General features: G+C 67.7%; 21 protein-coding genes, 1 tRNA gene, 1 other RNA gene and 1 pseudogene. 8 read left to right on the top strand and 16 right to left on the bottom strand.

Going from position 1 to position 23,332, the window contains the following annotated elements; genetic code table 11:
• Positions 1-139 precede the first annotated feature (139 nt).
• The gene (locus LTH93_RS11710; RefSeq protein WP_241464832.1) at positions 140-550 is read left to right on the top strand and encodes a four-helix bundle copper-binding protein; all 411 of its coding nucleotides are present in this window, start codon (positions 140-142) and stop codon (positions 548-550) included.
• A gap of 142 nt (positions 551-692) precedes the next feature.
• On the opposite strand, the gene LTH93_RS11705 is transcribed toward LTH93_RS11710, so the two are convergent.
• From LTH93_RS11705 to LTH93_RS11680, 6 genes are read right to left on the bottom strand one after another with little or no spacing between them, the layout of a single operon-like run.
• Entirely contained in the window at positions 693-1,490 is a 798-nt protein-coding gene (locus LTH93_RS11705) for a DUF429 domain-containing protein (protein WP_241471042.1), read from the bottom strand.
• Positions 1,491-1,525: 35 nt separating this feature from the next.
• The gene (gene pgsA, locus LTH93_RS11700; protein WP_241471041.1) at positions 1,526-2,140 is read right to left on the bottom strand and encodes a phosphatidylinositol phosphate synthase; all 615 of its coding nucleotides are present in this window, start codon (positions 2,138-2,140) and stop codon (positions 1,526-1,528) included.
• A complete protein-coding gene (locus LTH93_RS11695; RefSeq protein ID WP_241464835.1) occupies positions 2,141-2,683 on the bottom strand; it encodes an HIT family protein in 543 nt (180 codons plus the stop codon).
• Positions 2,684-2,689: 6 nt separating this feature from the next.
• Positions 2,690-4,777, bottom strand: coding sequence for a threonine--tRNA ligase (gene thrS / locus LTH93_RS11690; protein ID WP_370642756.1), 2,088 nt, complete (start codon positions 4,775-4,777; stop codon positions 2,690-2,692).
• Between the two features lie 56 nt (positions 4,778-4,833).
• On the bottom strand, positions 4,834-5,757 hold the full coding sequence (locus LTH93_RS11685) for an Fpg/Nei family DNA glycosylase (protein ID WP_241464837.1): 924 nt from the start codon (positions 5,755-5,757) through the stop codon (positions 4,834-4,836).
• A 3-nt stretch (positions 5,758-5,760) separates the two neighbouring features.
• A complete protein-coding gene (locus LTH93_RS11680; RefSeq protein ID WP_241465096.1) occupies positions 5,761-6,234 on the bottom strand; it encodes a ribose-5-phosphate isomerase in 474 nt (157 codons plus the stop codon).
• A 282-nt stretch (positions 6,235-6,516) separates the two neighbouring features.
• On the opposite strand from LTH93_RS11680, the gene LTH93_RS13310 reads away from it, so the two are divergent.
• Entirely contained in the window at positions 6,517-6,978 is a 462-nt protein-coding gene (locus LTH93_RS13310; protein ID WP_370642757.1) for a globin, read from the top strand.
• Between the two features lie 19 nt (positions 6,979-6,997).
• Here LTH93_RS13310 and LTH93_RS11670 read toward each other — a convergent pair whose 3' ends face one another.
• Both LTH93_RS11670 and LTH93_RS11665 read right to left on the bottom strand, forming a co-directional pair.
• Positions 6,998-7,705 carry a hypothetical protein gene (locus LTH93_RS11670; RefSeq protein WP_241464838.1) on the bottom strand — a complete coding sequence of 236 codons (708 nt, stop codon included), beginning with the start codon at positions 7,703-7,705 and terminating at the stop codon, positions 6,998-7,000.
• Positions 7,706-7,710: 5 nt separating this feature from the next.
• Positions 7,711-8,409 carry a FadR/GntR family transcriptional regulator gene (locus LTH93_RS11665; protein WP_241464839.1) on the bottom strand — a complete coding sequence of 233 codons (699 nt, stop codon included), beginning with the start codon at positions 8,407-8,409 and terminating at the stop codon, positions 7,711-7,713.
• A 124-nt stretch (positions 8,410-8,533) separates the two neighbouring features.
• On the opposite strand from LTH93_RS11665, the gene LTH93_RS11660 reads away from it, so the two are divergent.
• The 3 genes from LTH93_RS11660 (at position 8,534) to LTH93_RS11650 (ending at position 11,625) form a co-directional block, all read left to right on the top strand.
• A complete protein-coding gene (locus LTH93_RS11660) occupies positions 8,534-9,112 on the top strand; it encodes a gluconokinase (RefSeq protein WP_241464840.1) in 579 nt (192 codons plus the stop codon).
• Entirely contained in the window at positions 9,109-10,509 is a 1,401-nt protein-coding gene (locus tag LTH93_RS11655) for a GntP family permease (RefSeq protein ID WP_241464841.1), read from the top strand. The genes LTH93_RS11660 and LTH93_RS11655 overlap by 4 nt, the downstream gene beginning before the upstream one ends.
• Positions 10,510-10,587: 78 nt before the next feature.
• Positions 10,588-11,625, top strand: a complete 1,038-nt coding sequence (locus LTH93_RS11650) for an acyl-CoA thioesterase (RefSeq protein ID WP_241464842.1) — start codon at positions 10,588-10,590, stop codon at positions 11,623-11,625.
• Between the two features lie 20 nt (positions 11,626-11,645).
• Here LTH93_RS11650 and LTH93_RS11645 read toward each other — a convergent pair whose 3' ends face one another.
• The 3 genes from LTH93_RS11645 to LTH93_RS11635 form a co-directional block, all read right to left on the bottom strand.
• On the bottom strand, positions 11,646-12,932 hold the full coding sequence (locus LTH93_RS11645) for a glycosyltransferase (protein ID WP_241464843.1): 1,287 nt from the start codon (positions 12,930-12,932) through the stop codon (positions 11,646-11,648).
• A 77-nt stretch (positions 12,933-13,009) separates the two neighbouring features.
• Positions 13,010-14,431 (bottom strand): DUF2079 domain-containing protein, encoded by a 1,422-nt coding sequence (locus LTH93_RS11640; RefSeq protein ID WP_241464844.1) that lies wholly within the window; start codon positions 14,429-14,431, stop codon positions 13,010-13,012.
• 37 nt (positions 14,432-14,468) lie between these two features.
• Positions 14,469-14,541: transfer RNA gene (locus LTH93_RS11635), tRNA-Arg, on the bottom strand.
• Positions 14,542-14,793: 252 nt separating this feature from the next.
• Between LTH93_RS11635 and ssb the strand changes: the two genes are divergently transcribed.
• Complete coding sequence (gene ssb / locus LTH93_RS11630) at positions 14,794-15,339, top strand: single-stranded DNA-binding protein (RefSeq protein WP_241464845.1); 546 nt, start codon at positions 14,794-14,796, stop codon at positions 15,337-15,339.
• Between the two features lie 146 nt (positions 15,340-15,485).
• On the opposite strand, the gene ettA is transcribed toward ssb, so the two are convergent.
• Positions 15,486-17,168: an energy-dependent translational throttle protein EttA gene (gene ettA, locus LTH93_RS11625; protein WP_241471040.1), complete on the bottom strand. Its 1,683-nt coding sequence runs from the start codon at positions 17,166-17,168 to the stop codon at positions 15,486-15,488.
• 90 nt (positions 17,169-17,258) lie between these two features.
• Positions 17,259-18,068 carry a YaaA family protein gene (locus tag LTH93_RS11620; protein ID WP_241471039.1) on the bottom strand — a complete coding sequence of 270 codons (810 nt, stop codon included), beginning with the start codon at positions 18,066-18,068 and terminating at the stop codon, positions 17,259-17,261.
• A gap of 103 nt (positions 18,069-18,171) precedes the next feature.
• Here LTH93_RS11620 and rnpB point away from each other — a divergent pair.
• Positions 18,172-18,578: RNase P RNA component class A (gene rnpB / locus LTH93_RS11615), an RNA gene on the top strand.
• Between the two features lie 148 nt (positions 18,579-18,726).
• The gene (locus LTH93_RS11610) at positions 18,727-20,256 is read left to right on the top strand and encodes a glyceraldehyde-3-phosphate dehydrogenase (protein WP_241471038.1); all 1,530 of its coding nucleotides are present in this window, start codon (positions 18,727-18,729) and stop codon (positions 20,254-20,256) included.
• Between the two features lie 435 nt (positions 20,257-20,691).
• Here the strand turns inward: LTH93_RS11610 and LTH93_RS11605 are convergent, their stop codons facing one another.
• The 3 genes and pseudogenes from LTH93_RS11605 to LTH93_RS11595 form a co-directional block, all read right to left on the bottom strand.
• Entirely contained in the window at positions 20,692-21,225 is a 534-nt protein-coding gene (locus LTH93_RS11605; RefSeq protein WP_241471037.1) for a sigma-70 family RNA polymerase sigma factor, read from the bottom strand.
• 704 nt (positions 21,226-21,929) lie between these two features.
• Positions 21,930-22,367 (bottom strand): annotated as a pseudogene (locus LTH93_RS11600) (reverse transcriptase-like protein); the annotation flags it as partial.
• A 61-nt stretch (positions 22,368-22,428) separates the two neighbouring features.
• Complete coding sequence (locus LTH93_RS11595) at positions 22,429-23,316, bottom strand: Nif3-like dinuclear metal center hexameric protein (protein WP_241471036.1); 888 nt, start codon at positions 23,314-23,316, stop codon at positions 22,429-22,431.
• Between the last annotated feature and the right edge of the window lie 16 nt (positions 23,317-23,332).

The raw sequence follows: 23,332 nt of genomic DNA, 5'->3' as shown, positions 1-23,332 counted from the left end.
CCGGACGACGCAGCCCCGTCCAGCGCCGTTCCCGAATCCTCGGGCCCACGCTACTGTGTCTCCGACGGCATGCTTCGAAGCCGCCGAGCACCAGATCTTTATACCGCCTGAGCCGCGGTGTGAGAGAAGGAGCAGCACCATGACTCACCACGTGACATCAATGCTGGACACCCACCCCAGAACCATTGAGTGGGTGGACGAGCAGAAGCTTGCTGAGTGCATCGAAGCGTGTTTCGAGTGCGCTCAAACCTGTACTGCCTGCGCCGACGCGTGCCTCGCCGAAGACATGGTCGCAGAGCTGACCACCTGCATCAGGAGAAACGCCGACTGCGCCGATATCTGCACGGCGACCGGCAACGTCCTCTTGCGGCAGACCGGCAACAACATCGATGCCGTCCGCGCCATCCTGGAAGCGTGCGGCATTGCGTGCAGATCCTGCGCAGACGAGTGCTCCCAGCACGCAGACCACCACGATCACTGCCGCATCTGCGCCGAGGCGTGCCGACGCTGCGAGCAGGCCTGCGCCGACCTGCTGGCCTCCCTGGGGTAGGTGACATACCGGGCATCTCCCACGGGCGGACTGGCGCGGCCTTCCCGGGGCCCAAGTCGCAGAACCCGAAGAACACATACCTGCGATTCGGTCCCAGTGCCCTAGGCCGGAACGGTGGTGTCTTTCGCGTCCTCGACCGCCGTCAGGTCACGGTGTAGGACAACGGTCGTTCTGAGGCGTGTGGAGGTGAGAGCAAGGCGCCGAGCGCACAGGACGGGAGCACGATCCAGCCCTCCCGCTCGGCTCGCTCCTGATGCTTCGACGGCGGAGGCTCATACCGTCCGACTGCGGCAGCGCGTGCGGCGAGGGCGGCTACGACAGCGTCGAAGGCGTCGGTGGACTCCACCATGAGCTCCGCGTGCTCACCGAGATCGAACCAGGGCGCATCCCGCTGCATCCGCCGGACCAGTGAGCGGCGCACCTGCGGATCTGTCCGGTATCCCCGAATCTCCCACTGCCACAGCCGCAGCGTCGCGCCGGGGTACACCTCCACGACGACGCCGTCCCGTCCCGACCTGTCGACGACCAGTCCGCTGGCCGCGAGTCGACCGAGGAGACCGGCGCAGCGCATCGCGGTCAGACCTATCCGGTCGGTCGAGACGCTGAGCGGCCACCGACCGATCTTCTCGCGGACATGCCGGTCGGTCTCACGAAACGCGAGCGTTCGCCTCCATGCCATCCGCCCGTCCGGCACTTGAGGCTGCGCGAGGTTCGCGTGGTCGGCGATGAATGCGACGAACTCATCGGGCCAGCCGAATGCACAATCAATCCCGATCTTCGCGACCCCCGCTGCGGCGTCCGTGATCTCCGCGTCGTCGACATTGAGAGTCAGCTGCTCCAAGCGGGCACGTTCGGGGGTCCACGCGATGAGGGCGAGGGCCGTCCCCTTGTTCTCGGCGGCCAGATCGACTCCGGCTGTACGCATAGGGAGATCGCTCATGACCACGACGCTACCCAATCACCCCGCCTGAGGGGTCAGTCGGTCGCGGCGGCGGTCTGCGCGATGACGGCGCGGAAGCGCTGGGCGATGGTGACCACCGAGGCGATTCCGAGCAGGGTCAGCACCACCAGCAGCACCGAGGAGTGCAGGCCCAGACCGGTGAAGCCGGTGAACACCAGGGTCAGGACCATGCGCTCGGAGCGTTCGGCGATGCCGACGTCGGCGGTGTAGCCCAACGCCTCAGCCTTTGCCCGCACATAGGAGACCAGATTGCCCGCCAGCAGGCAGAATGCCGAGGCGATGCCGAGCCAGATGTGGTCTCCGCCGGTGAAGAACCAGATCAGCAGTCCTAAGAACACCGCGCCGTCCTGGACCCGATCCAGGCAGGAGTCCAGGAAGCCGCCCAGCACAGAGCCCTTGCCGCTGATCCTGGCCATCAGACCATCGATGAGATCGGAGAAGACGAAGACGGTGATGAACACCGTGCCCCAGAACAGCTCCCCGATCGGATAGAAGACCAGTGCGCCCAGGCAGACCCCGATAGTGCCGATCACCGTGACCATGTTCGGGGTCATGCCAAGTCTCAGCAGAGCCTTGGCGATCGGGGTGAACAGCCCGCCGAAGAAGGCGCGCGCGTATCGGTTCAGCATCTAGCGGTTCGCCTCCCAGGCCTCGGCCACCATGGCGCGGGTCTCCCCCAGCGTCTGCGAGATGTTCTTCGTATGCGCGACGATCGGCATGAAGTTGGTGTCCCCGTTCCAGCGCGGGATCACATGCTGATGCAGGTGAACCGCGATGCCCGCCCCGCCGACCTTGCCCTGATTCACCCCGAGGTTGAACCCCCCAGGGTTCGCCGTCGCGCGCAGCACGCGCATGCACTGCTGGGTCAGGGCGATGAACTCCCCGGCTTCCTCGGCGTCGAGGTCGGTGAGATCCGGGACGTGCCGATAGGGACAGACCATCAGATGACCGGGGTTGTACGGATAGAGGTTCAGCAGCACGAAGCACCGCTCGCCGCGGTGGACGATCAGTGACTCCTCGTCGCTGCGCTGAGGACCCTGGCAGAAGGGACAGTCCTCGGAACCACTGACCTGGTCCTGGCCGCGCTTCTGATAGGCGGCACGGTGCGGGGTCCAGAGGCGCTGGAAGGCGTCGGGCACGCCTGCCAGTTCAAACTCGTCTTCGGACCCCACGCCGGTTCAGCCTTCCTTGGATTCGATGGCCGCGAGGATCCGGGCCACGGCCTCATCCACCGGCACCTGGTTGTCCTGGCTGCCGTCACGGAAGCGGAACGAGACCGCGCCGGCGTCGACGTCATCGCCTCCGGCGATCAGCACGAACGGAATCTTGTCCTTCGAGGCGGTGCGGATCTTCTTCGGGAAGCGGTCGCTGCTGTCCTCGAGCTCGGCGCGCACGCCGGCGGCCTGCAGCTTGGAGACGACCTCGGTGAGGTAGTCGTTGAACGGCTCCGCGACCGGGATCGCGCGGACCTGGACCGGTGAGAGCCAGACCGGGAACGCTCCGGCGTAGTGCTCGGTGAGCACGCCGAGGAACCGTTCGATCGAGCCGAACTTCGCGGCGTGGATCATCACCGGCTCCTGGCGGGTGCCGTCGGCGGCCTGGTACTCCAGGCCGAAGCGCTCGGGCTGGTTGAAGTCGTACTGCACGGTGGACATCTGCCAGGTCCGGCCGATCGCATCGCGGGCCTGCACGGAGATCTTCGGGCCGTAGTAGGCCGCACCGCCGGGATCGGCCACCAGTTCCAGACCGGTCTCATTGGCGACGTCCTCGAGCACCTTGGTGGCCTCGGCCCACTGCTCGGCGCTGCCGATGAACTTCTCCGAATCCTCGTCCCGGGTGGAGAGCTCCAGGTAGAAGTCATCGAGGCCGAAGTCGCGCAGCAGCGAGAGCACGAAGCTCAGCAGGTGGCGGACCTCATCGGGGGCCTGTTCCTTGGTGACATAGGAGTGGGAGTCATCCTGGGCGAAGCCGCGAACGCGGGTCAGGCCGTGGATCACGCCGGACTTCTCGTACCGGTAGACCGAGCCGAACTCGAAGAGCCGCATGGGCAGCTCCCGGTAAGAGCGTCCGCGGGAACGGTAGATGAGGTTGTGCATCGGGCAGTTCATCGCCTTGAGCCGGTAGTCCTGGCCCTGTTTGGTGATGTTGCCCTCGGCGTCGCGCTCCTCATCCACATGCAGCGGCGGGAACATGGTGTCGGCGTAGTAGGGCAGGTGTCCCGAGGTGTGGAACAGGCCGTCCTTGGAGATGTGCGGGGTGCCCACGTACTGGAAGCCGGCCTCGATGTGCCGGGTTCTGACGTAGTCCTCCATCTCGCGCTTGATGATGCCGCCCTTGGGGTGGAACAGCGGCAGCCCCGAGCCCAGCTCGTCGGGGAAGCTGAAGAGGTCCAGCTCCGAGCCCAGCCGGCGGTGGTCGCGACGCTCGGCCTCGGCCAGCCGCTCCTTGTACGCCTTCAGGTCATCCTTGGTGGGCCAGGCGGTGCCGTAGAGGCGCTGGAGCTGCGGGTTGGACTCCTTGCCGCGCCAGTAGGCGGCGGCGGAGCGCATCACGGCGTAAGCGTTGGCGATGAGCTTGGTGTTGGGCAGGTGCGGTCCGCGGCACAGGTCGGACCAGACCCGCTCGCCGTGGCGATCGACGTTGTGGTAGATCGTGATCTCCCCGCCGCCGACCTCGATGCTGGCACCTTCGGCGGCCTCAGCGGCACCGTTTGGGCTGTTGGAATCGCTGGCGACGCCGAGCAGCTCGAGCTTGTACGGCTCACTCGCCATCGCGGTCCTGGCCTGCTCCTCGCTGACCACCTCGCGCTCGAAGTGCTGGGTCTGGTTGATCAGCTTCTGCATGGCCTTCTCGATCTTCTTCAGATCGTCCGGCGTGAAGGGCTCGGCGACGTCGAAGTCGAAGTAGAACCCGTCGGTGATGTAGGGGCCGATGCCGAGCTTGGCCTCAGGGTAGAGCTGCTGGACCGTCTGGGCCATCACGTGGGCGGTGGAGTGGCGCAGCACGTTGAGCCCGTCGGGGCTGGAGATGTCCACGGCCTCGACGGCGGAGCCGGCAGGGATCTCGCGGGAGAGGTCCCAGAGCTCACCGTCGACCCGCATGACCACGGTGCTCTTGTCCGCGGCGAAGAGCGTGGTGCCGGTGGTGCCGCGCTCGATGCTCGCCGTCTCGCCGTCGCGGGTGATGCTGATGGATTCAGCCGGCGCTGACGCCTGGGACGGGGCTTCCGATGCTGCGTTTTCGGACACTTGGGATGTACTCCTCATGGATGTTCTGCGGACCCAGGTGATTCTACGGGAACCCCGGCGGAACTGGCGCGGGCTCAGCCGCGCTGGCACCCCGGACACCAGTAGAGCCGGCGGCCCTGCAGCTCAGCCGCCTCGATGACCGCCCCGCAGCGCGGACAGGCGGTGCCCTGATGCTTATAGACCCAGTGGCGCCGCGAGCCGCCGGTGCGCACGGTGCGGATCCGACCCTCAGCCACGCCGTCGCGCAGCTGCTCGGTGAGCCGGTCCCAGAGCGCGGTGGCGCGTTCGGGGTCAATCTGGTTGCTGGGCGTGTGCGGGTCGAGCTGCTCGAGGAACAGCGATTCGGCCCGGTAGATGTTGCCCACCCCGGCGATGACCGCCTGGTCCATTAGGGCCGCGGCGATGCTGATCCGGCGCCGGCTGAGGTTGCGCAGGAAGGTCTCGCGCGGGTGCTGATCCTTCTGGGCGCGGTCGGTCTGTGCCGATCCCGCATGACCCTGGTCAGTGCTCATCCGGTCAGGAGGGCCCTGGCGCAGCGGATCAGGACCCAGCCGGGCGATGATCTTGTGGTAGTCCGCGACCTCGAGCACCGCGCAGGTGGCGGGACCGCGCAGATCCGCCCAGCCGTGCCGGGCGCTGACCCTGGCTCGCACGGCCCCCTGCGCAGGCTCGGGGATGAGCCAGCCGTCGTCGTCGTACTGCGGCTCGAAGGTGACTGCCGCGGCTCGAGGAGCGCCTATGGTGGCCTCGGCCGTGAATTCCTGATCCCCGCGGAAGCTGAACGCGCCGTAGAGCCCCAGATGGACCTGCCAGACCTCGGGCCCGAGGTGCACGAACAGGTGCTTGCCCCAGGCCTCGGCGTGCTGCGGAACCTGCCCGTCCAGCCGCTCCGCGCCGGCGGCGAACCGCCCCTGCGGAGAGCTGACCCGCCACGGGCTCCCCACGAAGACCGTGTTGATCTGCGCGGCGAGCCGGTGGAGGGTATGACCTTCAGGCATTTCTCAGTCGAGGATCTCGCCGGTCAGCTCATAGTGGGAGATCTTCCCGATCCGGCGGGCGTGGCGCTCATCCTTGGTGAAATCGGCGCGCAAGAAGGCCTCCACGATCCCGGTGGCCTCTTCGAGGCTGTGCTGGCGTCCGCCGAGGGCGACCACATTGGCGTCGTTGTGCTCCCTGGCGAGGACCGCGGTGTCGTGGCTCCAGGCCAGGGCTGCGCGGACGCCGGTGACCTTGTTCGCGGCGATCTGCTCGCCGTTGCCGGATCCGCCCAGCACGATGCCCAGCGCGTTCTTGCCGGCGCTGCGGGCGGCCACCACGGCCGCGGCCGCTCGGATGCAGAAGGCTGGGTAGTCGTCCAGCGCGTCATACTCCTGCGGCCCGTGATCGATGAGGGTGTAGCCGAGACCGCGCAGGTGATCTGCCAGGTGGGCGGAGAGCTCCATCCCTGCGTGATCGGTGGCGATGTGGACTTCCATGCTGTCTACCATGATCTCTTCTCAGACCTTTCGGGGCGAGGACGCGGGTGGCCGGGGGCCGGGTCAATCCTACGGGGCTCAGGCAGGTGCCGGCAGTGGCTGCGTGGCCGACGGGGAACATGGGGTGAGCGAGTATCGTTGCACCCTGCACCGCGCAAGAGGAGGAACATGTCTGACGAAGAGTCCAAGCCCGCCCGTGAGCTTCCGAAGTTCTCGAACCGCCTGGGGGCGCCGATCGCCACCGTGCGGCCCGTCGGACGGCCTCCGTCCCAGGTCTCCGGCCTGCCCGGCCGCCCCGCCGCGGCGACGCCTGCACCAGCAGCTGCCGCGCCGTCCAGCCCCCCGCCCGGCAGCTCTGAGCCGTCAGGCGCTGAGCAGCAGAGCTTCTATGATGCGGTCGGTGGACGCAGGACCTTCGAGACCATCGTCGAGGTCTTCTACGACCATGTCGCGCAGGACGAGGACTTTCGGGCGATGTACCCGGAGGCGGACCTGGAACCGGCGAAGGAGCGTCTGCTGATGTTCCTGGAGCAGTACTGGGGCGGGCCGCGCACCTATCAGGAGCAGCGCGGGCACCCTCGGCTGCGGATGCGGCACATGCCCTTCGCCGTGGATGCTGAGGCTCGGGACAAGTGGCTGACGTTCATGCGCGCCGGAGTCGACGCCGCAGAGCTCTCCCCGTTGCACGAACAGATCCTGTGGGACTACCTCGAGCGCGCCGCGCACTCGATGGTCAACAGCTGACCCTCAGCGGGTCAGACCTTCACAGAATCGCGGGCTCCCGGGTGCTGCGGCACAGGATGTAGCCGCCCTGCGAGCTGAGCCGGACCCAGCGGCCCCTCCGGTGCACGGCGGTGGATCCGCTGGCTCCCTCGGCGGCGAGGAAGTTCAGCGCGTGGGCGCCGAAGGCCGCGCCGGCGGGGATGGCGGCCTCGTGGAGCTGCTGAGCGTCCTCGGCCGATGAGGCGTTCTCGGTCTCCAGGTCCCGCCCCCAGACCTGTTCCCGGACCTGCTCGACGACGGCGGCGCCCGCCGTGGTCGGCACCGCCTCGGTGATCTGGGCGATGCCGGACTGGGCCTGGGCGCGCAGGTGGTCATCGGGCACACTGCCCAGCGGCTCCCAGCCGGAGCGCGGGGGCGTGACCGCCGCCCAGGGCACGCTGAGCCGGCTCGGCGGCAGCGAGAGCTCGGTCTCGGCAGGGTTCATCCGGGCGATGCGCTCGCTGATGGAGCTCAGCTCCGTGGTGACGTCGGCGCGCGACGCCTCGGCGAGGGCGACGGTGCGCAGTCCCAGCACCGCCGGCAGCTGGCTCGTCAGCGAACCCGGGGTCATCACCGGCACCCAGGCGGCGAGCACCTGGCCCACGGCCTGGAGCCGGATGCCCTGCTCCTGGATGCGGCGGGCTCGTTTGATGTAGGTGGAGAGGTCCTGGAGCGAGACGGCTTCAGCGAATCGCAGCGAGTCAGTCATGGGGCTCATTCTTCCAGAGCAGAGCGCACCTCATCGACCAGGACCTCCATGCAGCGCCGGGCCTCGCGCGGGTCCTTGCCCGCGATCGCTCGGGCCACGCCGTCGTGGGCGTCGAGAGCCTCGGGCATAGGACGGGTCGGCATCAGGCCGTGCTTGGTGCGTCCGGTGAGGACCTCCGCGACGACGTCGGCCAGTGCCGCGAACATCGAGTTTCCGCCGGCCTCGAGCATCAGCCGGTGGAAGGCGATGTCTGCCGCGATGAACTCCTCGAGCTGCTCGGACTCGCCGAGCCGCCGCATGGTGGCGGCCAGATCCAGCATCTGGTGGGCCTGAACCTCGGTCCGCCGGGCGGCAGCCAGAGCTGCCGCTTCGGTCTCCACCGCGATGCGCAGCTGCGTGAGTTCGATGAACGCCCCGCGCGCGTCGGCCGAGGCCAGCCGCCAGCCGATCACGGCGGGAGACATCACGTCCCAGTGCTCCGCGGCGGTCACCACCAGGCCGATGCGTCGCTTCGAATAGAGCAGACCATGGGACTCCAGCACCTTGACGCTGTCGCGGGCCACGGTGCGCGAGATGCCGAAGCGCTGCTGCAGCGACTCCAGGGTCAGCACAGCTCCGGGTCGATGCGCCCCGTCGACGATCTCGCGCCCGAGGGTCTCGGAGATCGCGTCCCGGCCCACGCGGGCCACGGAAGAGTTCGCCACACAGCCTCCTTCATCAACACAGAAACAAACATCACACCTTTCATGCTGAAAGGTGCTATCTTAGCTGGCACGTGGTCCCCGTCACAGGGAATCCGAGAACCAGCCCTCAGCACAAAGGAATTCGATGACGAATCCCCCACCTCAGCCTAGCCCGGGTGAACCGGCTCCCCCTTGTCACCTGGTGGTGATGGGAGTCTCCGGCTCAGGGAAGTCCACGCTGGCCGCAGCCCTGGCAGCCGAGCTGAACCTGCCGATGGCCGAAGCCGATGAGTTCCATCCGGTCGAGAACATCGCCAAGATGGCGTCGCAGACGCCGCTGACCGATGAGGATCGCTGGCCCTGGCTCGACGCCCTGCGGGACTGGATGTCCGCCCAGGTGGAGACCGGCAGCGTGATCACCTGCTCCGCGCTGCGCCGCAGCTACCGAGATGTGCTGCGCACCGCTGCCGGACGCGTGGTGTTCCTCCATGTGGATGTGGAGATCCCGCGGCTGAACACCAGACTGGCCCACCGCAGCGGCCATTTCATGCCCCCGGCGCTGCTGGAGTCCCAGCTCAACACGCTGGAGTCCCTCGATCCGGAGGAGGACGGCGTCGTGCTCACCAATGACGCCACGATCGAGGACCTCCTCGAGGCCGCCCGGACCTGGCTCCGCACCAACACCGACACTTCTGACCAGAGCGAAGAACGGAATCACTCATGACCCTCGAAGGCTGGGAACAGACCCTCGGCACCGGCCCGCTGCTCGGCATCGCCGCCGGCTCCATCGCGGTGCTCCTCGTGCTCATCATCCGCTTCAAGGTCCACGCCTTCGTGGCCCTGATCCTGGTCTCGCTGCTCACCGCAGCCGCGGCCGGGATTCCGACCGCAGACATCGTCCCGGTGCTCACCTCCGGCTTCGGCTCCACCCTGGCCTCGGTGGCCCTGCTCGTCGGCCTCGGCGCGATGCTCGGCCGGATCGTCGAGGTCTCAGGCGGCGCCAAGGTCCTGGCCGACAAGCTGGTCAACAGGTTCGGGGAGAAGCGCGCTCCCTTCGCGCTCGGCGTCGCCTCGCTGCTCTTCGGCTTCCCGATCTTCTTCGACGCCGGACTCGTGGTCATGCTTCCGGTGGTCTTCGCCGTGGGTCGACGCCTCGGCGGATCGGTGCTGCTCTACGGGCTTCCCGTGGCCGGCGCATTCTCCGTCATGCACGTGTTCGTGCCTCCGCACCCGGGCCCCGTGGCAGCCAGTGAGTTCTTCGAGGCCAACGTCGGCATCCTGCTGCTGGTGGCGCTGCCGATCGCGGTGCTCACCTGGTATGTGACCAGCTACCTCTTCGGCAAGTGGGCCGGACGCCGCTGGGAGCTGCCGATCCCGCTGCTGCTGGGCCAGGCCGATGAGGCCGCCGAGAAGAACCCACCGAGGTTCGGCACCGTGGTGATGATCCTGTTGCTGCCGATGCTGCTGATCTTCCTCAACACCGGACTGAGCACCCTGGCCACCGCTGGCGTGGTCTCCGCGGAGCAGACCGAATCCGCCTGGTACAGCATCCTGGTCACCCTGGGCCAGACCCCGGTCGCGCTGCTCATCACGCTCTTCGTCGCCCTGGCAACCATGGGGACCCGGGGTGGTCGCGGCATGAAGGGCGCCCAGGACATCATGGACCAGGCGCTGGGTCCGGTCTGCGCGGTCATCCTGATCACCGGCGCCGGTGGCATGTTCGGCGGAGTGCTGCGCGAATCAGGCATCGGTGAGGCTCTCTCCGAGTCGCTCTCCGGCGTCGGGATCCCGCTGATCCTCGCCGGGTTCGTCATCGCCGGCGTGCTGCGCATCGCCCAGGGCTCCGCGACCGTCGCGCTGACCACCGCGGCCGGGCTGCTGGCCACCGGTGTCGCCGCCGCGGACTTCAACGAGCTCCAGCTCGCCGCCATGGTCATCTCCGTCGCCGCCGGCTCGGTGATCGCCTCCCACGTCAACGATTCAGGATTCTGGCTGGTCTCGAAGTTCTTCGGCATGGACGTGAAGACCACGCTGAAGACCTGGACCGTGCTGGAGACCCTGATCGGCATCATGGCCTTCCTGCTGGCCTGGGCCGTGTTCGGGGTGGGCACGCTGATCTGACCCGGCTCCCCCTATATGGGGCTGAAGGGCCGTTAGAGTGGAGGCACCTGACCCAGTCCACGCCCGAAAGGACGTCGCATGCCTGATCGCCGTTATGAGGTGCCTGCCGCCGCCGAGTCGGTGCAGCAGCTCGTGGACATGCTGCAGCTGAAGCACCTGAAGCCCGATGACGATGAAGCAGCGGCGGGACGCAGCGGCGAGGACCACTTCCTCGGTCCGGTCTTCAAGCAGGCCTACTGGCGGGTCTTCGGCGGGCAGGTGCTGGCCCAGGCCGCCACGGCCGCCATGGCCACGGTGGAACCTGACCGACTGATCCATTCGGTGCACGGCTACTTCCTGCGCCCCGGTGACGCGAGCAAACCGATCCAGGTCTCGGTGGAGCGGCTGCGCGACGGCGGCTCCTTCTCCGCGCGGCGCAGCCAGGCCTATCAGGACGGGACCCCGATCCTGTCCATGATCGCGTCCTTCCAGCGGCCCTCAGCCGGAGTGTCACATCAGCGCAGGATGCCTGAGGGGGTCCCGGATCCGGAGGATCTGGCACCCCCTCAGGAGCTGGTGGGACACGTGAAGCACCCGATCGTGCATGAATGGGCGCACGGCCGCCCCTTCGACATCCGTCATGTGGACCGCCCGATCTACCTCGAGGCGGATCAGGATCCGCATGCCACCAGCGCGGTGTGGCTCAAGACCAAGGCCGCGCTGCCCGATGACCCCAACATCCACCGGGCCGCGATCCTCTACGCCTCTGACTACACGCTGCTGGAACCGGTGCTGCGCCGCCACGGCCTGTACTGGGCCAAGCCGGAGATGAAGGTCGCCTCGCTGGATCACGCCATGTGGTGGCATCGCGATGCCCGCGCCGACGAGTGGCTGCTCTACGTCCAGCAGAGCCCGAGCGCGCAGAACGCGCGCGGCCTCGCCCAGGGGTCCATCTACAGCCGCGACGGCGCCCTGGTCGCCTCGGTGGCCCAGGAGGGCATGGTGCGACCTCCCGAGGGACTGCGACCGAAGCTCTCCGAGAAGATGCAGCAGACCCTGGTGCACAGCTCTCGTGCCACCCGGGCGCTCAACAAGAAGTACTCCCAGACCTGGTCGTCGCGCTACCTGGAGACCTGAGCCGGGCAGGCGACACCGGCTCAGCGGCTGGTGATCAGAGTCAGGCTGCGGTACGCCTGCCGTGTCGCGGCCGCGGTGGCGTCCCAGGAATAATTTCTCGCCAGCGTCGCCGCCGTCGTGCTGTAGCGGCCCCAGGCCCGCCGGTGCAGCACCAGCCAGCGCAGCTGCTCGGCCCACAGGACCGGGTCCAGGCTCGGGATCAGCCGCCCGCTGCGGCGGTGGGTGATCAAGGACGAGAGGCCCCCGACATCGTGGGCGATCACCGGGGTGCCGCAGGCCATGGCTTCCAGGGCGACCAGGCCGAAGGACTCGCTGAAGGAGGGCACCAGCACCGCGTCGCTGCGGCGGAAGAGGTCGGCGAGCTCACTGTGTGGCAGCGGGGGCAGCGCCTGCACAGCATCGGCGACGCCGGCCCGCTCTGCCAGCGCCTGGAGGTCCAGCACGTCGTCACCGCTCTGGCTTCCCGCGACGACCAGCTGCACCGGCACCTCGGGCATCCTCCTGCGCAGCTCGCCGAGGGCTTCGACGGCGACCTGCGGTCCTTTGTGCGGCTGCAGCCTGCCGGCGAAGGCCAGCCGCAGGGCGCGCCCGGCCAGCGGCCCGCAGCGGGGGTCCTGTCCCATGGGCGGGTGGAAGACCTCGAGGTCGACGCCTGGCCGGACGAGCGCGATCGAGGCGTCGTCGAGGCCGAAGAGGCGTTTGAGGTCGGCGATCTCGCGTTCGGTGTTGGCGGTGACCAGATCGGCAGCACGGGCGATCATCGCCTCGGCGAGGCTGCGCCGGGGGCTCTCCGGTGTGGTGGGGTCGAGCTCCTGCTTCACCGCGGCGATCGTGTGCATGGTGTGCACCAGCGGCGCCGACAGCGCCCGAGCCAGCTGAATCCCGGCCAGCCCGGAGATCCAGTAGTGCGAGTGGACCGTGGTGACCCGGCTGATGTCGATCGATTCCAGGCTGCGCAGCGCCCGGGCGGCCAGCTCATCGACCCGTTCGGGCAGCAGCGACTTCTCCGACCGCGCCTGCTCGCCGACGGCGAGGGTGTGGATCCGCCGACCATCGTCGAGCACGGTGACGCTGTCTGCGCCTGCGGGAGCCTCGGCGTCGACGTCGGTGGTGACGATGTCCACCGTGATGCCGCCCTGGGCGAGCGCTGCGCTGAGCGCGTTGACGTAGACGTTGAGGCCGCCGGCGTCCCGGTTGCCGGCCTGGGCCAGCGGGGAGGTGTGCAGACTGACCATGACCACGCGCGCCGAGTCGGGGTCGGTCTGCGGGGCTCCGCAGACGCCCGCAGGGACGCAGTCGGTGGACATGTGGCTCTCCATGACGCCGCGCGGCATCGCGACGCAGCTGAGGGGTGGGGTGGTTCGATCCTTATGCTACAGCGCGGTCATCGCCGCAGGTATTCCGCACACTCGCTCGCGGCGGCGCTGTCGACCGCAGATGCACGGTGCATCAGCCAGAGACCCTCGGCGTCCTCGATGACCGGTTCAAAGCCCAGCCGCTCGGCGCGGACGAAGGCCTCCTCGGGGCTCAGCGGGTTCGACCCGCCGAGCTCCTCCACGGTGTCATCGATGATGATCCAGGTCAGCGCGTCCTCATCGGTGGTGCCGTTGAGACCGACCGAGGTGCGGTCCACCAGGTGCGGCACTGCGGTATCGGCGGCCTCCACACAGACGCCATCGGGGACGGCGTCGGTGACCTGCTGGTGTGCCAGCGCCCGCTCCCCCATGGTCCAGTTGTCAGCGGTCATCGTGCGCTGGAGCGGGAAGACCCCGGGGAACGCCAGGGTGCCGACCAGGCCGACGGCGATGACCGTGCCGGGCAGCCCGACGGCGAGGGGTCTGAGCCGCGGCCACCGTGCGATGATCCGGCGGGCGACGTCGAAGCCGGCGAGCAGGAAGATCGGGGCGAGGATCGCATCGTACTGATAGATCACAGACCAGACGTTCGCCCGGTCGTTGAACAGCCGGGAGAGCAGGATCGGAGCCCCGAGGATCGCATACGGCGAGGCTAAGGGAAGCAGCAGCAGCGGCAGGAAGTGCAGCGCCCACAGGCCCACCTTGGTGGGGTGATCGAAGAGGATCACGACCGCGTTCCAGGGCTGGGTCAGCAGGAAGACGATGGCCGCACCTGCGCTGGGTCCCAGGGCGGTGAACTCCCAGTAGCCGAACTCCCCGGCGGCGGAGAAGTGTGGGATCACCAGCTCCACGGCGAACCAATAGCCGAAGACCCCCAGCGCGGCGGTCACCAGCGCGGGCAGCCAGGCGCGTTTGAGCGCGAAGACCAGGCTGAGGGCGATGAGGGTGACGCCCATGTCCTCGCGGACCAGCAGCAGCACCGCGCCGAGCCCCACGGCCAGCCACATCCGCCGCCGTTCGATGGCCCAGATCACCCAGGCGACGAGCGGGACACCGAAGGCGATCTCATGGAAGTCCCAGTTCACCAGCGCCTGGAAGGGCCAGAAGAGCAGCAGTGCGACGGCGGCCAGCAGGGCGGGCAGGTGGCTGAACCACCCGCGGACCACCAGGTAGACCGGCAGCGCCGTGGAGACCAGCAGCGCGATCATGCCGATGTTGAGCACCCGCGGGTCGTCCCAGATCCAATAGAGCGGGGCGAAGGCCGCAATGATCGGGTGGAAGTGATCCCCCAGCAGGTGGAAGTCCTCGCCCTTGATCGGCACGATGGGGGCCTTCAACAGCGAGTATTGACGCACCGCCTGATCGAAGATGCCCAGATCGTAACCCTTGGCCTCGAAGTTGCGGAAGCGCAGCAGGGAGTGGGCAAGATACAGCAGAGCGGCCGCCGTCATGACGGCGGCCAGCTGGAGTCTATGCGATATGGACAAGTGCCCCGGGAGGGATTCGAACCCCCGACCGGCGGATTAGAAGGCCGCTGCTCTATCCCCTGAGCTACCGAGGCGTGGACGCGCAGAGTCTCAGCATCCTGAGCAGGTCCAGGCAGAGAGTCTACCTGCTCAGCCGCGCCGGTTTTCCCCCGCACCGCTCGACTCGCCGCTGGCGCCTTGCTCATCCACAACCGTACGAGATCACCCCGCCGCGGAGGCGCCACGACGAACACTGGCAGGACCCCGTCATCGCCTGCCACGGCCTGCGGCGGGGCAGGGCACGCCGTGCCGATCAAGAGTGGCCGTGACAGAGATGGAGGAGAGCAATGAGCGAAACGATCACCGTCCGCGGGTTCCTGGGCGGCGAGGTGGAGGAGTTCACCACGCTCCAGGGTCTGCCGATCTCGAACTTCCGGCTCGGCTGCACTCCGCGGCGCTATGACCGCAAGTCGGAGCAATGGGTCAACGGGGACACCAACTGGTACACCGTCTCGGCCTTCCGTCAGCTGGCCCAGAACGTCAAGAGCAGCCTGAACAAGGGAGACCCGGTGCTGGTGACCGGACGGCTGCGAGTGAGGCAGTGGGAGAACGACAAGGGTCAGCGCGGCACCTCGGTGGAGATCGACGCGGAGGCGATCGGCTATGACCTGACCTTCGGTTCGGGGTCCTTCACCCGGCTCGGCGGCTCCGGGTCCGGGGAGGAGAACGCGCGCGGAGCGGCGGAGTCGAACACGGATTCCCCCAGCGACTCCCCCAGCTCCGCCGCGGACTCTGTCTGGGGCGGATCGACGGGTCCCTCAAGCTCATCAGGCACACAGAACGGCGCCGCGCGCGCCGAGACCGTCGATTCCGCGGAGAAAGCCCCGTTCTGAGTCCGCACAGGCAATCGCAGGCGGCGGGAGGGGATACGACTCGGCCCGCCCGCGGTCACCGAGGTGGTGTCGCGGGCGGGCCGGGTCGATGCCGCTGGTCGAGCTCAGGACCGGCTCACGGCTCAGTCCGTGGCTGAGCGGTGAGATCAGTCGCGGGTGAGCCTGCGGTGGGTCACACGGTGCGGACGAGCCGCATCTGCACCGAGGCGCTCGACCTTGTTCTGCTCGTAGGACTCGAAGTTGCCTTCGAACCAGTACCAGTCGGCCGGCTTCTCGTCGGTGCCCTCCCAGGCCAGGATGTGGGTGGCCACCCGGTCGAGGAACCAGCGATCGTGCGAGATGACCACGGCGCAGCCGGGGAAGTCCAGCAGCGCGTTCTCCAGGGAGCCCAGGGTCTCGACGTCCAGGTCGTTGGTGGGCTCATCGAGCAGCAGCAGGTTGCCGCCCTGCTTCAGCGTCAGCGCGAGGTTCAGCCGGTTGCGCTCACCGCCGGAGAGCACGCCGGCCTTCTTCTGCTGGTCCGGTCCCTTGAACCCGAAGGCTGAGACGTAGGCACGGGATGACATCTCCACGGCACCGACGTGGATGAAGTCCAACCCGTCGGAGACGACCTCCCAGAGGCTCTTCTCCGAATCGATGCCGGCACGCGACTGATCCACGTAGGAGAGCTTCACGGAGTCACCCACGGCGAGCTTGCCGCCGTCGAGCTCTTCCATGCCCACGATGGTCTTGAACAGCGTGGACTTGCCGACGCCGTTGGGACCGATGACCCCGACGATTCCGTTGCGCGGCAGCGAGAAGGAGAGCCCGTCGATGAGCTGGCGGTCGTCGAAGCCCTTCTGCAGGTTCTCGGCCTCGATGACCTGGGTGCCCAGGCGCGGGCCCGGCGGGATCTGGATCTCGTCCATGTCGAGCTTCTTGGTGCGCTCGGCCTCGGCGGCCATCTCCTCGTAGCGGTTCAGACGGGCCTTGGACTTGGTCTGGCGTCCCTTGGCGTTGGAGCGCACCCAGTCCAGCTCCTCGGAGAGTCGCTTGGCCATCTTGACGTCTTTCTTGCCCTGGACCTTCAGGCGGGCCTGCTTCTTCTCCAGGTAGGTGGAGTAGTTGCCCTCGTAGGGGTAGAGCCGACCACGGTCGACCTCACAGATCCACTGGGCGACGTGGTCGAGGAAGTACCGATCGTGCGTCACGGCCAGCACGGCGCCCTCGTAGGCGGCCAGGTGCTGCTCGAGCCAGAGCACCGACTCGGCGTCGAGGTGGTTCGTGGGCTCATCGAGCAGCAGCAGGTCCGGCTTGGAGAGCAGCAGCTTGCACAGCGCCACACGGCGGCGTTCACCACCGGAGAGGATGCTGACGTCGGCCTCCGCAGGCGGGCAGCGCAGTGCGTCCATGGCCTGCTCGAGCTGGGAGTCGAGATCCCAGGCGTTGGCGGCGTCGATGGCCTCCTGCAGCGTGCCCATCTCGGCCATCAGCGCGTCGAAGTCAGCGTCGGGGTTGGCCATCTCTTCGGAGATCTGGTTGAAGCGCTGAAGCTTCTCGTAGATCTCGCCGACGCCCTCCTGGACGTTGCCGAGCACGGTCTTGTCCTCGTTCAGGGCAGGCTCCTGCATCAGGATTCCGACGGAGTAGCCCGGGGAGAGACGTGCCTCGCCGTTGGAGGGCTCATCGAGCCCCGCCATGATCTTGAGGATGGTGGACTTGCCCGAACCGTTGGGTCCGACCACGCCGATCTTGGCGCCGGGGTAGAAGGACATGGTGACGTCATCGAGGATGACCTTGTCGCCCACTTTTTTGCGGGCGCTGATCATGGTGTAAATAAACTCTGCCATGGTCCCCAGGCTAGTCGGCAGGGCCGAGAATCTGCTAATGGACCGGCTGCGCTGACCGGCTCGGGGCGACGCGCCGCGGCCTGCCGGGGGTCAGTCGATCAGGTCCAGCTGGTGCGGGGTCCGCCCGGTGGCCGGACGCAGCTCCACGCGCCACCGCCGGGAGGCGAGCTCGGCGACGTCGTCCACGGTTTCAGGCGCCGGGCCCTGGGCGCGCAGCAGCATCCCGGTGAGCAGTCCGCGGGCGTGCTTGGCGAAGTGGGTGACGACCTTCCGCTGCCCGTCGCGCTCGGTGAAGCTGTTGACCATCAGAGTCTGTTCCGGTGCGGGCCGATGCGCCTGCCCGTAGGAGCTGGAGCGGCAGTCCACGACCAGCTGATCCCCGATGAGCCGACTCAGCGGCTCGTCCAGGGCGGCCTTCCAGAAGCTGCCCAGACGTCCGGGAGCCTGCTGCGCCGGGGCGGCACCTGGGCCCTGACCGGTGCCCTGCGCGCTGAGGCTGACCCCCATGGAGAGCCGGTAGGCCGGGATCCTGTCGGTCAACGAGGTCACGCCGAAGAGCCCGGAGAAGACCAGCGCCTGCCGGGAGGCCCGGTCCAGCTGCTCGGGGCTCAACGATGCCGGGTCGAGGGCTTCGAAGAGCACCCCGGTGTAGATCTCGTGCGCCGGCGCCGTGGGGGCGCTGACTAGCCGAGCGTTGGCGCGCACCTGGGGCATCACGGTCTTGCCCACGTTGAGCATCTGCTGAGCCTGCTCGTGGCCGCTGACCTGGATCAGGGCATCCATCACGGTGGTGCGTGCGAGGTCGAGCTCGGGCAGGGTGAGGCTGCGCAGGTCAACCGGGGGCGCACCGGGATCGGTCGGGGGTGTCTTGCCCTCTGAGGGCGGCAGGAAGATCAGCACCGGGCAAGGCTAGCAAGCGGCCGGGGCGGCGATCACCTCGATCAGCCGCTCCGCCGATGCGCCCGGAGCCGGTGTCACGATCCCGTAGCATGGTGAGCCGGGACGGGTCGGCCAGACCATCGCGGCTCGAGACTGAGGCCCGCCGGAGACGGTGGATAACTGCCTCGTGCCGAGGAAAGTCCGGGCTCCACAGGGCAGGATGGTGGGTAATGCCCACTCGGGGAGACCCGCAGGCCAGTGCCACAGAAAACAGACCGCCGGCGGCGCTCGTCGTCGCCGGTAAGGGTGAAACGGTGGTGTAAGAGACCACCAGCGCCCCAGGTGACTGGGGCGGCTAGGCAAACCCCATCCGGTGCAAGGTCGAACAGGATGTGCTCGAGGGCTGCCCGCCCGAGCATCCGGGTTGATCGCTTGAGGTCCGTGGCAACACGAGGCCCAGATGGATGATGGTCAGGCTCGGTGAGCAATCACCGCGGCCTACAGAACCCGGCTTATCGACCGGCCCGTCCCCCCACCCGCTCCCCCGTGCCCCTAGGCGCCGGGTGAGCGGGTTTCGGCTAGACTCAGCCACGGACACATCGCGGTGTTCGCCACGAACCGAGCTCACGATGGGTCCACGTAGACAATGACGTCTAGACGAGTGAGGACACGTCCAACAATGACCACTGAAGCAGACGAACACCTGCACAGCTGGATCGACCGAGAGTCCCAGGCTGAGGCCATGATCCCGCTGCTGGGACAGCTCTACCGAGAGAACAACGTGGTCACCGGGATCTACGGTCGCCGACTGGTCAACCGGTCCGCCATCGAGATCCTCAAGGCGCACCGCTTCGCCCGCCAGGTCGACGAGACCGAGCTGCCAGTCTCACAGACGCTTCCCCTGGTGAAGGCGCTTACCACACTGGATCTCGGCGCCGCCAGCATCGACATCGCCCGGCTGAACTCCCGCTATCGGGCCTCCGCGCATGCCGCCGCCGGGGACATGGACTCCTTCCTGCGTGAGGAGCTCGCTGAAGTTCTCGGCCGCGGCGGTGAGGGACTCTCTGAGCCGCGCGACGTCGTGCTCTACGGCTTCGGCCGGATCGGTCGGCTGCTGGCCCGGATCATCGTCGGCAACGCCTCGTCGGCCTCCGGGCTGCGGCTGCGCGCGATCGTGGTGCGTCAGGGCGCCGAGGACGATCTCGCCAAGCGCGCCTCGCTGCTGCGCCGAGACTCGGTCCACGGGCCCTTCGAGGGCTCCATCCGGGTCGACGTGGAGAACCAGGCGATCATCGCCAACGGCACCTTCATCAAGGTCATCTACGCCTCGGACCCCGCCGCAGTGGACTACACCGCCCATGGCATCTCTGACGCGGTGGTCGTGGACAACACCGGCCGCTGGCGCGATGAGGAAGGCCTCAGCCAGCACCTGCAGGCCAAGGGCGTCTCCCGGGTGCTGCTGACTGCTCCGGGCAAGGGAGACCTGAAGAACATCGTCTTCGGCGTCAACCACGAGCAGATCACCGCGCAGGACAAGATCGTCTCTGCGGCGTCCTGCACCACCAACGCCATCACCCCGGTGGCCAAGCTCATGGACGAGGCCTACGGGATCGACCATGGGCACGTGGAGACGGTGCACTCCTACACCAATGACCAGAACCTGATCGATAACTTCCACCCCGGTGAGCGTCGCGGCCGTTCGGCGGCGCTGAACATGGTGATCAGCGAGACCGGTGCCGCGAAGGCGGTTGCCAAGGCGCTGCCCCAGCTGGCCGGGAAGCTCTCCGGGAACGCCATCCGCGTCCCGACCCCGGATGTCTCGATGGCGATCCTGAATCTGGAGCTGGATCGGGAGACCACCAAGGAGGAGCTCAACAAGTTCCTGCGCCGTGAATCCCTCGAGGGCCCGCTGCACAAGCAGGTGGACTACATCGATTCCGCCGAGGTGGTCTCCACCGATTTCGTGGGCACCCGGGCTGCGGGGATCGTGGACGGTCTGGCGACCATCGTCAACGGCCGCCAGGCGATCCTCTACGTCTGGTACGACAACGAGTTCGGCTACTCCGCCCAGGTGGTCCGGGTGCTGGAGCACATGACCGGCAGCGCCCCGGTGAAGTACCCGAAGGTGCAGCCGCGCAACGCCGCCAGCAACGGCGCCGCCGAAAGCCCCGCCGGATCTGAGACGAAGACCGCGCTGCCCGCCAGCTGAGCGCCCGGTTCAGCCCACCGGCTGAGACCACGCTCCACTCGCGACAGCACGACGACGGCGGCCCTCCCCTGCTGGGGTGGGCCGCCGTCGTCGTGCTGGTCCCAGGTGTGCCCCCGGGTCACATGGAGATATGAGGCAACGAGATGGTCCAGGAATTCAGTTCCTGGCGCGCGGGGGCCCATCCCGCGGTCCCTGCCGGCTGAACGCCCGTTGAGAGCCGATGCCCCGGATGCTGCGTCCCTGCGGTGGAGCACCCACGGCGCGCTTCTGCAGGTTCGAGGTCGACCCGATGGTGTTGTCCGGCATTCTTCAGTGCTGCTGTCGCAGCCGGGACGTTGTGCCTGCAGTGCCGACTTCCCGTTCCCATCAAGGTGGTTCGGAGCAGCTGCGGAGGTTGCGCTGAGTATCCGTTCCTCCAGTCCCAGGGATGGAGTCTCATCCCGCCGCGAAGACATTGCGCTCATCGTGCGTATGACCCCCCAGTGCCGTCCGCAATGATTTCAGCCCGTAGTACATCCGAGTCCGCAAGGTCGCGACCGGAACCCCTGTCCTCTCCGAAAGCTCCTGGTACCCCACGCCGTCGAGTTGAACAGCGGCGATCACCTGTCGGTGCTCGGAGGTGAGCGTGGCCAACGACTCGTAGAGGACCAGCCGCTCCACTGCGAGCGGGTCCTCCGTCACCGTATCGCTCGCCCCCTCGATCTTCTCCGGATCCGCCGGGGGACGGGCACGAGCCCGCAGAGAATCCGTGACGAGGTCGCGCACGATGGCGAACAGCCCTGTCCGGATCGAACCACGCGATCTGCTGAACCATTCTCTGCTTCGCCAGGCACGGATGAAGGCCTCCTGAACACAGTCCTCCGCCTCGGCTCGGTCACCTAACGCGTTGACCGCGTACGCGAAGAGAGCCCCACCGTGCTCGGCAAAGGCCTCACGAACGTCGAATACCGGGTCACCTTCCTGGTGCATAGGAAGCCCCGATCACGCGTTCAGCACACCGGGAATCGGCTCTGGGAGCCGAACACCCCACGGCGTCACACCCTGGATGGGCACGCAAGGGATGAACGCACCCTGTCCTCGGTCTCCGGGCCACCGGAACAGCGTGAAACCTCGAACCGGCCCAGAACGGGGGCAAACGGCCCCCAGAGGCAGGTGCGAGAGCCGCTCCTGCCCCCAAGACTCCCACCGGCGCCCCCGCCGACCGTCTCAGGCCGGTCAGCAGCTCCTGGGCGGGTGACCGGTGCGTTCTGGTCGCGACGGTGAGCAGATTCCCGCACAAGCTTTTCTTCGTGTTCGGGCAGACAAGCATCGGAACGGACCTTCCCGTTGCCAGGGCCGGACTCCGTGCAAGGAGGCTGACTGACAACGATCATCTGGTAAACCCTTGAAGTAGTTTAATTAGACTATCTAATCAACATTTAGTGTCAACTAGATGTGATCTAGATCACAATAAAGGTGCCTGAGATGGAGCGTCCTCGCGAGATGCTGGCCAGACCGACGTGGATCAGCGTGACCGGCGTGCTCATCTCGCCCAAGGGGTCAGCCTGGGAACCGGTCAAGTCGGGAAAGCTGATCGGTCGCGCAGTGCACACCACCACGGTCTGCACGGTTGACCCCGACGTGCCGAACAGACCGGCCCCTGCGCCGGGCCGGCAGATTCAACGCGCGGGGCGGATCCGACTGCGACTCGGATCCCAGGGGATCCCGGCGGCGCAGGCGTCCATCGCCTCGTTGCTCAGCGCATCGGCGTCACCGTTGTCCTTGCGCGGGATCCAGGTGTAGCGCACCTGCATCGGCGGCAGGATGGTGGAGGCCTCTGCGGCGAGCCGCTTCATGTCCTCGTGCTTGATCTTCCAGCGCCCGCTCATCTGCTCCACCACGAGCTTGGAGTCCAGCTTGACCTCGACGAAGGCCTGCGGGTCCAGGTCACGGGCCAGTCGCAGACCCTCGATGAGTCCGGTGTACTCGGCGACGTTGTTGCTCGCCTTCCCCAGCGGGGTGGCCTTGGTGGCGAGGATCTGACCCGCCTCATCACGGACCAGGGCGCCGGAGCCGGCGATTCCAGGATTGCCGCGGCTTCCGCCGTCGGCCTCGACGAACAGAGTGGTCATGGCTCACGCACCTTCAAGTCAGTACAGGTCTTGGTCACGGTGTCTCGAGCCCACGGGCGCCTCAGCGGCCCGGGGTGAGCACGAAGTCCCAAGGATCGGTGTTGATGCCGCTCACGGCAACCTCCACATCGTAGCCGCGATCGGTCAGCGCTCGGTGGAGCGCCTGCGCGGCGGTGGGCAGCCAGAGCCATTCCGAGGCGAAGTGTGAGACATCGATCAGATAGGGGCGTCCCTCGGCGGCTGATTCGCGGGCCTCCGAGGCCGGGTGGTGGCGCAGATCGGCGGTGAGGAAGACATCAGCGCCGGCGTCCGCGGCAGCCTGGAGCAGCGAGTCCCCGGCCCCGCCGCACAGCGCCACCCGCTGGATCAGGTCTTCCCGGTCACCCGCCACCCGCACGCCCCCCGCCACGGCGGGCAGCACCGAGAACACCCGGGCGGCGAACTCCCCGAGCGTCAGCGGCTCGGCCAGCATCCCGATGCGCCCCAGTCCCTCCGAGGCCAGGCCCTCCGCCGCGATGGCCAGCGGTGCGGTCTCCTGAAGACCCAGCGCGCCGGCGAGGACATCGTTGACCCCGCCGATCGCGGAATCCCCATTGGTGTGAGCAGTCAGCAGGGCGCAGCCGGATTCGATCAGCCGGTGGACCATCTCTCCCTTGAACTGTCCGGCCTCCACGGAGGTGACTCCGCGAAGCAGCAGCGGGTGGTGGGTGATCAGCAGATCGGTCCCGGAGCTCGCGGCCTCTTCGATGACCGGCCGCACCGGGTCCACGGCGAAGTGGATCCGCCGCACGAGCGCGTCGCGACGGCCGGTGACCAGCCCGACGGCGTCCCAGGACTCTGCCAGTGAGCGAGGCCAGAGCTCTTCGGCGGTCTCCAGCACCTCATCGAGGGTGGGGACCTGGGAATCGGTGGTGGTCTCATCTGGACGCGGAGCGGGGCTGGGAGACATGTCTCATTTCTACAGG

The sequence above is a fragment of the Nesterenkonia sp. DZ6 genome, assembly GCF_022565835.1.
Lineage (GTDB): Bacteria > Actinomycetota > Actinomycetes > Actinomycetales > Micrococcaceae > Nesterenkonia.
Note: the sequence above shows the minus strand (reverse complement) of the source record. Positions and strands in the feature narration are given on the sequence as shown.